This window comes from Marinimicrobium sp. (assembly GCF_002695945.1).
Lineage (GTDB): Bacteria > Pseudomonadota > Gammaproteobacteria > Pseudomonadales > Cellvibrionaceae > Marinimicrobium > Marinimicrobium koreense.
In genome coordinates, this window is sequence record NZ_NZQP01000027.1 from 44343 (window position 1) to 56809 (window position 12467).

The 12467-nt window shown below is 61.5% G+C and carries 12 protein-coding genes; 5 read left to right on the top strand and 7 right to left on the bottom strand.

The window, feature by feature from the left end:
• Window positions 1–224 precede the first annotated feature (224 nt).
• The 5 genes from hemL to CMG77_RS07020 form a co-directional block, all read right to left on the bottom strand.
• On the bottom strand, window positions 225–1505 hold the full coding sequence (hemL, locus tag CMG77_RS07000) for a glutamate-1-semialdehyde 2,1-aminomutase (protein ID WP_286903860.1): 1281 nt from the start codon (window positions 1503–1505) through the stop codon (window positions 225–227).
• Window positions 1502–2137, bottom strand: coding sequence for a thiamine phosphate synthase (gene thiE / locus CMG77_RS07005; RefSeq protein WP_286903861.1), 636 nt, complete (start codon window positions 2135–2137; stop codon window positions 1502–1504). Before thiE ends, hemL begins: the two co-directional genes overlap by 4 nt.
• Before the next feature lie 84 nt (window positions 2138–2221).
• Window positions 2222–3055, bottom strand: coding sequence for a bifunctional hydroxymethylpyrimidine kinase/phosphomethylpyrimidine kinase (gene thiD, locus CMG77_RS07010; protein ID WP_286807528.1), 834 nt, complete (start codon window positions 3053–3055; stop codon window positions 2222–2224).
• A gap of 34 nt (window positions 3056–3089) precedes the next feature.
• Entirely contained in the window at window positions 3090–3515 is a 426-nt protein-coding gene (gene hemJ, locus CMG77_RS07015) for a protoporphyrinogen oxidase HemJ (protein ID WP_286807530.1), read from the bottom strand.
• Window positions 3516–3562: 47 nt separating this feature from the next.
• Complete coding sequence (locus CMG77_RS07020) at window positions 3563–5335, bottom strand: chloride channel protein (RefSeq protein WP_286876089.1); 1773 nt, start codon at window positions 5333–5335, stop codon at window positions 3563–3565.
• A 122-nt stretch (window positions 5336–5457) separates the two neighbouring features.
• Between CMG77_RS07020 and argC the strand changes: the two genes are divergently transcribed.
• The 4 genes from argC to erpA all read left to right on the top strand — a co-directional run bounded on the left by argC (window position 5458) and on the right by erpA (window position 8160).
• Complete coding sequence (argC, locus tag CMG77_RS07025) at window positions 5458–6504, top strand: N-acetyl-gamma-glutamyl-phosphate reductase (RefSeq protein ID WP_286807535.1); 1047 nt, start codon at window positions 5458–5460, stop codon at window positions 6502–6504.
• A gap of 79 nt (window positions 6505–6583) precedes the next feature.
• Window positions 6584–7291 carry a DUF6776 family protein gene (locus tag CMG77_RS07030; RefSeq protein WP_502691780.1) on the top strand — a complete coding sequence of 236 codons (708 nt, stop codon included), beginning with the start codon at window positions 6584–6586 and terminating at the stop codon, window positions 7289–7291.
• 39 nt (window positions 7292–7330) lie between these two features.
• Window positions 7331–7747 (top strand): bactofilin family protein, encoded by a 417-nt coding sequence (locus tag CMG77_RS07035; RefSeq protein WP_286903863.1) that lies wholly within the window; start codon window positions 7331–7333, stop codon window positions 7745–7747.
• A 56-nt stretch (window positions 7748–7803) separates the two neighbouring features.
• Window positions 7804–8160, top strand: coding sequence for an iron-sulfur cluster insertion protein ErpA (gene erpA, locus CMG77_RS07040; RefSeq protein ID WP_286903865.1), 357 nt, complete (start codon window positions 7804–7806; stop codon window positions 8158–8160).
• On the opposite strand, the gene CMG77_RS07045 is transcribed toward erpA, so the two are convergent.
• Together CMG77_RS07045 and CMG77_RS07050 are read right to left on the bottom strand one after the other, a co-directional pair.
• Complete coding sequence (locus tag CMG77_RS07045; protein ID WP_286903867.1) at window positions 8153–9304, bottom strand: anhydro-N-acetylmuramic acid kinase; 1152 nt, start codon at window positions 9302–9304, stop codon at window positions 8153–8155. The two genes, erpA and CMG77_RS07045, sit on opposite strands and share 8 nt — an antisense overlap.
• Window positions 9304–10722 carry a peptidoglycan DD-metalloendopeptidase family protein gene (locus CMG77_RS07050; RefSeq protein ID WP_502691774.1) on the bottom strand — a complete coding sequence of 473 codons (1419 nt, stop codon included), beginning with the start codon at window positions 10720–10722 and terminating at the stop codon, window positions 9304–9306. Before CMG77_RS07050 ends, CMG77_RS07045 begins: the two co-directional genes overlap by 1 nt.
• 211 nt (window positions 10723–10933) lie before the next feature.
• On the opposite strand from CMG77_RS07050, the gene tyrS reads away from it, so the two are divergent.
• Window positions 10934–12241 carry a tyrosine--tRNA ligase gene (gene tyrS / locus CMG77_RS07055; RefSeq protein ID WP_286903871.1) on the top strand — a complete coding sequence of 436 codons (1308 nt, stop codon included), beginning with the start codon at window positions 10934–10936 and terminating at the stop codon, window positions 12239–12241.
• Window positions 12242–12467: the final 226 nt, after the last annotated feature.

The following is a 12467-nucleotide window of genomic DNA, read 5'->3' on the forward strand; positions in this document are numbered from 1 at the left end:
TCCGTAAAAACAGTGTCGGTGAAACGAATAGAGTCCGTGACAACACGTTCGTTCCCTACATCGATTCCTGAAAACANCGAGCAGGCCNATCGNGCTNAGCCNAGTGCCNCAAGGATTGAGGAACCTNNGNCAAGATTAAGCGCTCCACGCGNCTTAGGCAAGTCCTGGCACCAAAAATTGTGGCATGGTTAACTCTTNANNGCCTCTGGCGGNNNTTTTNCACNCTACAGNCGGGCAAAAACCCGGCGAGCNGCGCTGAGNGTCTGCTCAATATCATCCTCGGNGTGNGCCGCCGACATGAAGCCTGCCTCGTAGGAGGCGGGGGCCAGGTANACGCCNTCTTCGAGCATGCCGTGATAGAAACGGTTGAANCGCTCGGTGTCGCANCTCATCACCTGATCGTAGCGGGTCACCTCCGGCGNATCGGTGAAGAAGAANCCGAACATGCTGCCCCGATGGTTGGTNGTGAAGGGNATGCCNGCCTCGTCTGCNACCGCCTGCATGCCGCGGGTCANCTGCTCNGTGCGTTCGGTGATTTGCGCATANAGNCCCTCNTGCNCAAGNGCTCGCAAGGTGGCGACNCCCGCNGCGGTNGCCANAGGATTGCCCGACAGGGTGCCGGCCTGATAGACCGGNCCGGTCGGNGCNACCATTTCCATGATGTCTNGCCGACCGCCGAAGGCNCCGACGGGCAGGCCGCCGCCAATCACTTTGCCCAGGGTGATNAGNTCNGCCTTGACNTCAAACAGNCCNTGAGCGCCCTTNGGCCCCACTCTGAAACCGGTCATGACCTCGTCGAANATCAGCACCGCGCCGGACNCATCGCANACCTCGCGCAGNGTTTCCAGAAAGCCNGGTACCGGGGGAATGCAGTTCATNTTGCCGGCNACGGGCTCGACNATGATGCAGGCNATNTCNCNNCCNANNTCGCGGAANACCTCNCGNACCTGNTCNGGNTCGTTGTAGGTCAGNGTCATGGTGTGTTCGGCCAGNGCNNTNGGNACGCCCGGNGAGCTCGGGACNCCGAANGTNAGNGCGCCGGAGCCGGCCTTGATCANCAGTGAGTCGGAGTGGCCGTGGTAGCAGCCCTCGAACTTGACGATCTTGTCCCGNCCNGTGAAGGCNCGGGCCAGTCGAATGGCGCTCATGGTCGCTTCGGTACCGGAGTTGACCAGGCGCACCATGTCCATATTGGGAACNCGCTCACACAGCAGGTCGGCNAGCTCNGTNTCCCGGGCGGTCGGCGCGCCGAANCTCAGCCCGTGGCGGGCCGCTTCGATGACGGCATCGGTAACTGGGGGGTAGCTGTGGCCCAGAATCATCGGTCCCCAGGACTGCACATAATCAATNTAGCGCTGGCNGTCCGCGTCCCAGAAGTAGGCCCCNTCGGCCCGCTCGACGAACCGGGGNGTGCCNCCGACGGCCTTGAAGGCGCGCACCGGAGAGTTGACNCCTCCGGGNATGTGTTTCTGGGCCAGTCTGAACAGCTCTTCGGATCGACTCATAATGCGGTTTCCTCTCTACAGCAGGGTAGGGTTNGATAGNTGCGCGCCCGGCGTTCTATATCCGGTGCGCTGAACAGGTCGTGGCTGACCGCCAGCCAGTCGGCGCCCGCTNNCAGCAGTGNGGCGCCGTTTTCCAGAGTGATGCCNCCAATGGCCACAATNGGNAGGCCAACCGCCGCGCGNGCCCGNGTCAGTAAGTCGGCNGGCGCNGGCGGNGCATCGGGTTTGGTTCGGGACGGGAAAAATCGCCCGAACGCCACGTAGCTGGCGCCGGCCCGCTTGGCGTGCTGCGCCAATGCGATGGAGTCGTGGCAGGTAACGCCGATGATCGCCCGGGAGCCTAAACGTTGTCGGGCTCGCATGGGATCACCGTCGGTTTGACCGAGGTGCACTCCGTCCGCCTGTACCCTCAGGGCCAGCTCGGGGTCATCATTGATGATCAAGCGAGCGCCGTGGTTCAGACACAGGGTGCGCAGTGCGGTGGCCTCCCGGAGGCGCCGGGCCTGATCGCCGGATTTATCCCGATATTGCAGCCATCGAGCCCCGCCGCGCAACGCCGCTTCGGCGGCCGGGATCAGTCGCTCCGCCAGGGCGGCGGTATCGGCAATGGCGTACAGGGGGTGCAAGGGCATAGCGGCTCCACAGCGTGAGCGGAGCAGTTTACCGGCAAATGGCGTCGGTGCAAAATGGCGACGTGCCAGGGCGAGCGCCGGTGCTCAACAGCCGCCGCCGGGCCCCCGATTGCCGCTCTGATTGCGGTCGGCCCAGAACAGTCGATTGGGAATACTGTGTCCCATCCCGAGGCGCCGGCTGGCGGCGAGCGCGTGCCAGGTGAAATTCTGGCCCTGCTCCACCGCATCCAGCAGCCGCAGGCCGTGGGCGAGATAAGCGCTGATACTGGCCGAGAGCGTGGCGCCACCACCATGGCTCAAAACGTTCAGACGCTCCCAGCGGTATTCCCGCACGAGTCCCTTTTTGTTGTACAGCCGGTTTTCGTGGTGGGTCTGGGTCCGGCGGGAGCCGGTAATCAGGGTGTACTCCCCGCCATACTCCAGGATTTCCTGCGCGCAGGCGTCCAGGGTGTCACCCTGCTGGGCGAGTTCGTAGGCTTCCACCAGATCCGGGGTGGCCAGAGTGCTCAAGGGCAGCAACAGGCTTTTGGTGGCGTCCCGGAGCGCTTCGGCCTCGGCCGCGGGGCCGTCGCCCAATTGGGTGACGGGTTCCAGTACCACGGGCAGATGAGGGTAGTCCTGCAGAATGGTGTGAATGGCCTCAACATGGCTGACCTGGCCGAGGAAGCCCAGTTTGACCGCCTTGACCGGCAGGTCCTCCAGAACCGCTCTGACCTGCTCAATCAGAAAGCTGGAGGGAATGCTCCGGATGTCCTTCACATCCCGGGTGTCCCGCGCACAGAGGGCGGTTATGACGGACGTGCAGTGGCAGCCGAGGCTGGCGCAGGTTTCGATGTCTGCCTGGATGCCGGTGCAGCCGGAGGGGTCGTGGCTGGCCAGTGCCAGCACGATCGGCACCTGCTCATCTATCGGCGTCATACGGGTCCTCCTGGTACAGGCCCCCGCCCGACATTCAGTGCAATGGCTTGACCACAGCGAGGATCACAATGCCGATCAGCAGGAGCACGGGAAACTCATTGAACCAGCGAAAGAACACATGGCCACGCTGGCAGCGGTCATCCCGGAACTGCTTGATGAACTGACCGCAGATAAAATGATAGACCATCAGAACCGCAACGAGTGTCATTTTTATCCAATACCAGAGGCTGTGGGCATAATAATCCCAGTTGCCGCTGCTGAGCCACAGCCCTAAGGCCACGGTCGCAATCAGGCTGGGCGTGCCAATGCCCCGATACAGCTTGCGCTCCATGATCTTGAAGCGATCGCGACTGATCTGGTCGGTGCTCATGGCGTGGTAGACAAACAGTCGCGGCAGATAGAACAGCGCCGCAAACCAGCAGATGATGGCGATCAGGTGAAAAGCTTTGACCCAGAGCATAGTGCGTTCCGTTGTCGGTGGGTGATCGGTAGCTCAATGTCCGGCTTTTACAGCCGGTAATAAGACTCCAGTTGCTCCCGGGAGACCAGCCCGGTGATGCCGCCGCCGGGGGCCGGGATGTACAGGGCATCCACCTGGGACTGGTTGAGAGCCTGCCAGGCCTCATACAGGTTGGCCAGGGGCGAGATGGCGATCATCTCCACCCGTCTGCCTGGAATGGCCAGAAGGTCCAGATATTCGCCTGCCTCGGGTTCGTCCGCCGCGGGCGCCGTGTCCGGGTCGGCTTCCAGTGTTTCCAGGTGCTGAGCCAGCGAGGCCGGCTCGAGCAGCAGGTTCTTGTCCTGAAGAACGATCCACTCGGGCTTTAACTTCAGCAACTCACGCGCCTCGCGTTGAGTGATCTCTCTCGAGGCCAGGCTGAAGCGGCGGTGCATCAGGCTGCGCACGCCGGTGCGGCTCAGCAGTTGCTGCATCAGCTTGGGACGATTGCTTTTGCCCTCCTGCTCCAGCAGCGTGGCAAAGAGCCCGTCGCAGCGAAACAGCCAGCGGGTGGACAGACTGGCCACCACAACCACCAGCATTCCGGGAAACAGGATGCCGGGATTGTACGTCAGTTCCAGGATGGCAATGATCGCGGCCAGGGGCGCGTTGATGACCGCCGCCATCATGGCGCTCATCCCTACAATGGCGTAAACCCCGGGCTCGCTGACCGTAACCGGGAGCATGGCGGCAAAATACCCGGCGGCGCCGCCGAGACAGGCGCCCATGACCAGCGAGGGGCCAATGACCCCGCCGGGTACCCCCAAGCCGAGCACCAGAGCGGTGATCACCAGCTTGGCAACCAGGACCAACGCGAGGGAGGGGCCGATCAGCTCCCCGGTGAGTGCGCCGTCAATGGTGTCGTAGCCCATGCCCATCACCTCGGGAATCCACAGGCCTCCCAGGCCGGCAACCAGCCCGGCGAGTGGAATCCGAAGCCACAGGGGCCAGCGGCCGGTGTGGCGGGCGCAGCCACTGTGCAGCTTGATGTAGGTGGCGGCGGCCAGGGCGATAATGACCCCCATGGCCGCCATGATGGGCAGTTCACTGAGGTGGCCGGTCAACTGCTGGCCATCCATGAAGACGATATCGGGTCCGAAAGCCAGTTGGGTCAATGTGGTCCCGGCAACAGCTGCCAGAATGACCGGGATAAAGCCGGCAATGGTGTACTCCATGAGAACCACTTCCATGGCGAATATGACCCCCGCCATCGGAGTATTGAACGAAGCGGCAATGGCGGCGGCCACGCCGCAGGCCACCAGGGGGCGCAGGCTGTTGTTGGGCAGGTGCAGCCACTGGCCCAGCTTGCTGGCGCTGGCCGCGCCCAGGTGCACCGCCGGGCCCTCCCGCCCGGCGGAGTGACCGCTCAGCAGGGCCAGGGCGCCGCCGATGAACTGAACCCCGGCGTTGCGAAACGACAGATACCCCTGATGGTTGTGCAGCCGGTCAAGCACATGCCCCACGCCGGTGGCTCGGGAGGGGGCCCTGACGGCATAGAGCAGGGCCAGAAGTCCAAGGGCGCCCGCCAGGGGAAGCAGAAAGCGGAACAGGGCGGGAAGGCCCTCGAAATTTTCGCCGTGGCCGGGTAGCTGGTGCCCAAGGCTACCTTCCACCAGCAGACGAAATCCGATGATTACCGAGCCGGCGAGGATGCCGCTGGCCAGCCCCAGCAAGGTCAACTGGGGCAGCGCGTCGACATGAGCCAGGCGGTTGCGCCAGCGCTCGGCCGCCTGCCGGTGGCGTTGGCGAAGGCGCTCAATGGGCGGTGGCTCGGTGGGCATCAGACTCCTCAGGTGTCGGGCGACTTTCGATTTGGCGTTAAGGTCCGTATTATAGGCCGTTTAAACCCCGGGGAGCCAAGCGGTATCCTGAATGGGCGTATGGGCAGAAGAGAGGTTGACGAGTGATTAACGTAGGTATTGTAGGCGGAACCGGCTATACCGGAGTGGAGCTACTGCGCTTGCTGGTCAAGCACCCTGAAGTGACGGTGGCGGTGATCACCTCCCGTGCCGAGGCCGGGATTGCGGTGGCCGATCTCTATCCGAATCTGCGCGGGCATACGGATCTGCGTTTTTCCGAGCCGGACGTCAAGCGTCTGGGCGAGTGCGACGTGGTCTTTTTCGCCACGCCGCACGGGGTGGCCCAGAACCTGATGCCCGCACTGCTGGAAATCAATACCCGAGTGGTGGACCTGTCGGCGGACTTCCGTCTGCGGGATACCGAGCGCTGGGGCCAGTGGTACGGTCAGGCTCACGGCTGCCCGGAATTGGTGGCCGAGGCCGTGTACGGCCTGCCAGAGGTGAATCGTGAGGCCATCCGTCAGGCTCGGCTGGTGGCCTGCCCGGGCTGCTATCCCACCGCGGCCCAACTGGGTTTTCTGCCCCTCCTGGAACAGGGGCTGGTGGCCACCGACAACTTGATCGTCAGTGCTGCCAGCGGCGCTACCGGTGCGGGTCGTCAGGCCAAGGTGGATACGCTCTTGACCGAGGTCAGTGACAGCTTCAAGGCCTACGCCGCCGGAGGTCATCGCCATCTGCCGGAGATCGAGCAGGGGCTTCACGATATCCAGGGCGGCCGTGGCGAACCGGCTCGCGTGACCTTCGTGCCGCACCTGCTGCCGATGATCCGGGGCATTCACGCCACGCTGTACAGCCGCGCCCTGGCACCGGATCAGCTGCCGGATCTGCAGGCGCTGTACGAGCAGCGCTTTGCCAATGAGCCCTTTGTCGATGTGATGCCCGCCGGTGAGCACCCACAAACCCGTTCGGTGAAAGGCTCCAATGTATGCCGTATTTCCGTTTTTCGCCCCCAGGATCGTGATACCCTCGTCGTCCTTTCGGTGATCGATAACCTGACCAAGGGGGCATCCGGGCAGGCGGTCCAGAACATGAATATTATGTTTGGCTTTGAGGAAACACTGGGGCTGGATCTGGTAGCGCTGCTGCCCTGATCGCCCGTTATTCCAACGAGTTTTCTCCAGAGTGGATTGACGTTCTATGGCGCAAGTAAAAGGCAGCAAGCAGTATCGCATGGTCGTGGTTCCCTACCGGCCGGTGAGGCGGGTGCTACTGGCGCTGGTGCTGTTATTGCTCGTGGGCCTGGCGGTGGCCGGGAGCTTTTATGGTGGCCATCATCTGGGGGTAACCCAGCAGGCTGATGCGGTCGCCGAGCGCAACAAGTTGCGCAAGGAAGTTGCCAGCCTGACCGGTGAGGCCGAACAGTTGCGCCAACAGGTGGCCAATCTGCGCCTGGGGTCAGAGGTGGATCAGCAGGCCAGCGAAGAGATGCGCAACCAGGTCATCGCACTCAAGGAAGAAATAACGGCGCTGGAGGAGGACATCACCTTCTATCGNGGGCTGATGTCGCCCAGTGCCAACAACAGCGGGCTGACCATCGGGTCGCTCAACGTGCTGGCGACGGGNATGCCACGGCAGTTCGAGTACAAGCTGGTGGTACAGCAGTTGGCGACAGACCACCAGGTGCTCAGCGGGTATCTGAATTTCAATATTGTCGGGCGGCGTAACGAGACCGTGGAGACCCTGTCACTCCACCTGCTCTCNGATCAGGTGGAGTCGGAAGACATTCGCCTGCGCTTCCGGTATTTCCAGAANATTGAAGGCCGACTGACGCTTCCGGAGGGGTTCGAGCCGGAACGCATCGAGTTGGTCGCACGATCGACCGGGCGTAACCCGGAAACCGTTGAAAAGAAATTCGGCTGGTTGGTGCAGGAGCTTTAACTTAATAGGTCGTTTATGTGGGGTAAAAAAGGCAACGCTATGGCATTTTCAAACAATCACACTCTGATTTCGCGCGGTACCAAGGTTGTCGGCGACCTGCACTTTACCGGTGACCTGCAGATCGAAGGTACGGTCGAGGGNAATATCATNGCCGACAGCGGCAATGACGCCAAGNTGGTGGTCGCCGAGAAGGGCTCGGTCCAAGGGGAAATNCGGGTGCCNATGGTNATCATCAATGGCAATGTGACCGGCAATGTATTTTCCAGCAAACACGTTGANCTCGCCGCCAAGGCGGNTGTGGAAGGCAATGTCCACTACCAGTTGATCGANATGATCAANGGGGCGCAGGTCAANGGCAGCCTGGTNTACAGNGGNGCCNCCGGCACCAAGAANCTGTCNGGNCCGGAATCGGCGGATGAGCCCGAGGCTGACGTGAAAGCGGTCGCCAATACTTGACNAAAACGCTCAGGTAAAGCGTATAATGCNNNAATGAGTCACGATTGGAGTCTTTGATGTCTGCGCCAGAAGTGTTTGTTCCCGGTGCCGTGCTGGAAGTAAGTCCCAGCGCTGTCGCCAAAGTGCGAAGCCTCGTGGAGGAGGAGGGNAACCCTGACCTCAAGCTCCGCGTTTACATTACCGGGGGTGGTTGCTCCGGTTTTCAGTACGGCTTTGCCTTTGACGAAGTGGCCGCAGAGGACGATGCGGTGGTTGAGCAAGAGGGCGTCAANGTGCTGGTCGATGCCATGAGCTACCCCTANCTGATGGGTGCCANGGTGGATTACCGGGAGGATCTGCAGGGGGCGAAGTTTGTGGTTGAAAACCCCAANGCGGCCAGCACCTGTGGCTGNGGGTCTTCGTTCTCTATCTGATNNCGGCTGACGGCCGCCCCGGATAGACNGCGCCCAGCACCTGGGGGCTGTCNGCACCCGTGACAGAGGGGAGGTTGCCGCTGAGTCCTNTCAGGTTCTGCCGGGCAAGCCACGCAAACGCCACGCCTTCCACCCAGTCCGGAGAAAGCCCCANNGCGCTGGTGTCCGAGANCACNCAATCGGGCAGCAGNGCTTTNANTGCCTCCTGCAGGCGTCGGTTATGGGCGCCACCACCGCACAGATAAACCTCNCGANGAGCNTTCCCGGCGGAAAGTCCGTCAATNCTGGCNGCAATCCCCTGGGCGGTAAGCATCAGNAGNGTTGCCTGAACGTCTTCGGCCCGGATCGGCCCGGGCATCCCTTCCANNCAGTCATCCAGCCATCCCANNTGGAAGGTCTCCGGCCCCGTGCTTTTGGGNGGNGGNANCCGGAAATAGGGGTGCTCNAGCAAACGTGACANCAGNGTTCCCTGAATCTGTCCCTGGGCCGCCCATNGCCCGCCCTCATCAAACGCTTTGCCAAGGCTGCGCTGAATCCAGGCGTCCATCAGATTGTTGCCGGGCCCGGTGTCAAANCCNAGCACGGTCCCGTGGGCGGGCAGCCATGTCAGGTTGGCAACGCCTCCGACATTGACGATGGCGCGGTCCGCCTCTGGGGTATGAAACAGTGTCTGATGCAGNGCCGGCACCAACGGAGCGCCCTGGCCCCCGGCCGCCATATCCCGGCGCCGAAAGTCGGCAACGGTGGTAATGCCTGTCAGGTGGGCAATGAGGTTGGGGTCCGCGACCTGTAGGGTGAAGGCGTTCGAGGAGNGGGTGCCATCTGGCGGGCGGTGCCTGAGGGTCTGGCCATGGCTTCCGATGGCGGAGACCCGGGTNGGGTCAATACCGGTCTGAGAGAGCAGTTCAAGTGCCGCTTGGGCAAATGCCCGCCCCAACTGTTGATCCAGAGCGCCCATGCGGTCAATTTCGCCATCGCCGGGTTGGGCCAGCTTGTGAATCGCGGCCCGGGTGTCAGGGGGGAGTGGTGAACTATGGTGAGCCAGCAGCTTCAGGGGTGGCTGGCTGAAATCCACCAGCACCGCATCAATGGCGTCGGCGCTGGTGCCGGACATCAGGCCGATGTAGAGCTCGGCGCCCGCCATCAGTTCACGCGTAGTTCGTTGCCGACGCTGGCCAGCTGGGTCTCGCGATGGTATTGCTCAAGCTCGGCCATGATTGGCTGGACCTGGGACTTGAAGCGCGCGAGTTCTGACGANGGGACAGACTCTGCCTGGGGTAGCTCGACCGTAACCGGATTGCGTACCGAGCCGTTGACGTAGAATTCGTAGTGNAAGTGCGGGCCGGTGGCCAGGCCGGTAGAGCCGACGTAGCCGATGATCTGCCCCTGTTTTACCCGAACGCCCGAGCGGATGTTGCGGTGAAAGGCGTTCAGGTGCGCATAAAGGGTTTCGTAAGTCTGGCCGTGTTGAATGATCACGGTATTGCCGTAGCCACCCTTGCGGCCTGCCAGCTTGATACGGCCGTCACCGGACGCCTTGACGGGCGTACCCCGGGGGGCGGCATAGTCGGTACCTTTATGGGCCCGAATGGTGTTGAGTACCGGGTGNCGCCGGTTTGGATTGAAGGGTGAGCTGATGCGCGTGAACTCAACCGGCGTGCGCAAAAACGCCCGGCGCATGCTCCGGCCTTCCGGCGTGAAGTAGTTCGCGTCGCCTTCAGCACTGACGTAGCGCACCGCCCGGAAGGTTTTGCCCCGGTTGGTGAANTCGGCGGCGAGAATTGGGCCGTTGCCGATTTTCTCCCCGTCGAGGAAGTGCTCCTCGAACAGGACGCTGAAAGTGTCACCGCGGCGGATGTCCAGGATGAAGTCGATATCCCAGCCAAAAATGCCGGCCAGCTCCATGGTCAGGTTGTCTGTCATTCCCGCCCGTTGACCGGCGAGAAACAGNGAGCTGTCAATGGTGGCGCGCCGGTAGGCAATCTGTACATCCGGGGTGCGCTCAAGCTCTTCGGAAGCGAANGCGTCGTCTTGACGGGCGAAGCGAAGGCTCCGCAGTTGGTCACGCTGATAAACCAGCTCTTCCNGCTCGCCCTCGGGGGTCAGGCCGAAGGTGATTTCATTGCCCGGCATGATCCGGCGCAGGGCCCGGGCTTCGGGTGCCTGGTCGATCAGTTCATAGAGGTCCCGGTCGCTCAGGCCGGCCCGCTTGAACAGTACGGACAGGCTGTCGCCGGACTTNACGGTGAAGGTGGTGTAAGTCAGCGTCTGGGGTTCTGGCTCAGGCTCNGGTGNCTGAGGCTGGGGNCTGNTTTCCGCNGCCTCAAACGGTGGCTGGGCCTCCAGAGAAGTCGGCTCAAGCTCGAGGACCTGACCCGTGTCCGGCAGTTTCAGCGCAATAGGCTGGCTTTGCCGCGAAGAGCTGGTGCCCTCCGAGGATGAGAAGGCCAAAAGCAGGGAAAGCCCCAATACCAGTGAGCCNGCGGCAATCACGTGCCCCCGTGGGTATTGGCGCAAAAGNGCCGCTATCGGCTTTTTGTTCGTGTTTTCAGAGGGTTCCATGGAAAACTTAAACCCGTTATGCAANTGTGGCTGTTAGCATCAGTTATAACAGAAAACCGGTGTAATAGCACCCAGTAAAGTGATGAGCCGTTCCCGGTTCAGCCAAAATACGGNCCGCGCCCTTGTTTTTGTGCACGGATTCGGTATCTTGACAGCCCTTTTTCGGTGGCCCTCGGGGCCTGTCCTGTTCAAACATTCAGAGATGGTAGCAATGGCAGCAGTCGATCCCGGTTTGCTTCAAGACCTCCAGAGTCGCGGTTTGGTTTCCCAGACGTCGGGAGGAGACGCCCTCAAGGAGTATCTGGCAGGCGGCAGNCGGACCCTATACAGCGGCTTTGANCCCACGGCGGACAGCCTNCATATAGGNCACCTGGTGCCATTGNTGGCNCTGAAGCGTTTTCAGCGCGCGGGCCACAAGCCGATTGCCCTGGTCGGNGGCGCNACCGGCCTGGTGGGNGANCCAAGCTTCAAGGCCCAGGANCGCAAGCTGAATACACCGNATGTGGTGGCTCANTGGGCGGACAAGCTCAAGGGNCAGGTGAGCCGGTTNATCGACTTTGATTGCGGNGNGACCTCGGCCGAAGTGGTGAANAACCTCGACTGGGTTGGTCAGATGAGTGTGCTCGACTTCCTTCGGGATGTGGGTAAGCACTTTGCGGTCAACAACATGATNTCCAAAGAGTCNGTGCGNCAGCGCATCGAGCGGGAAGGGGAGGGGATCTCCTTTACNGAGTTCACCTATATGTTGCTTCAGTCCCTGGACTTTGCNGAGCTCTATCATCGNTACANNTGTACCCTGCAGATAGGGGGNAGCGACCAGTGGGGCAATATNACNGGNGGGATCGATCTCACGCGNCGTCTATATAGTGGCCAGGTNTACGGTCTGACCATGCCGCTTGTGACCAAAGCNGATGGCACCAAGTTCGGCAAGACNGAAAGTGGCACGATCTGGCTGGATCCGGCCAAGACGTCNCCTTATGCCTTCTATCAATTCTGGTTGGGNACNGCGGATGCGGACGTCTACAAGTTNCTGCGCTACTTTACCTTCCTGTCTCTGGAGGATATCGAGCGCATTGAGAATGAGGATCGGGAGCGCCAGGGGCGTCCTGAGGCTCAGCGCGTTCTGGCCGAAGAGATGACGGCCCTTATTCACGGGGACGAAGGGCTTGAGGCCGCTCGCCGAATTACCCAGGCGCTGTTCAGTCACGACCTGGGTTCTTTGGGTGAGGCGGATCTGGAGCAGCTGAAGCTGGATGGCCTGCCGTTCTCGGTGTTGAGTCGGGCGGCGTTGGCGGATGAACCGCTGACCCAGTTGCTGGTTGACGCGGGTATGGCGACCTCGGGCAAGCAGGTCAAGGATGCGCTCGGTCGCAATGCGGTGGTCATCAATGGCCGGGAGTGTGGCGCCGACGATAACCTCAACACCTCGGCGTGCTTTGCGGAAGATGCGGCCATGTTTGGTCGCTTCTATATTTGCCGTCTGGGTAAGAAGAAGTACCACCTGTTTGAGGTCCGTTAAGGCCCTCTCCGGGGTGTGCGAAAAAACTTTCAAAAAGTACTTGCGCGCCCCGGATCATATCCNTATAGTTCGCGCCTCTTCCGGAGTGAAGGGTCAGCCAAAAGGACGAGGCGCTGCTTGAAAAACTTTTTGAAAATTAAGGGTTTACAAGCAAAAGTTAAAGTGTATAATGCGCAGCTCCTGACGGATGAGGAGCGAATCACGAAGGCCGCGAAGCGGTGTTTGG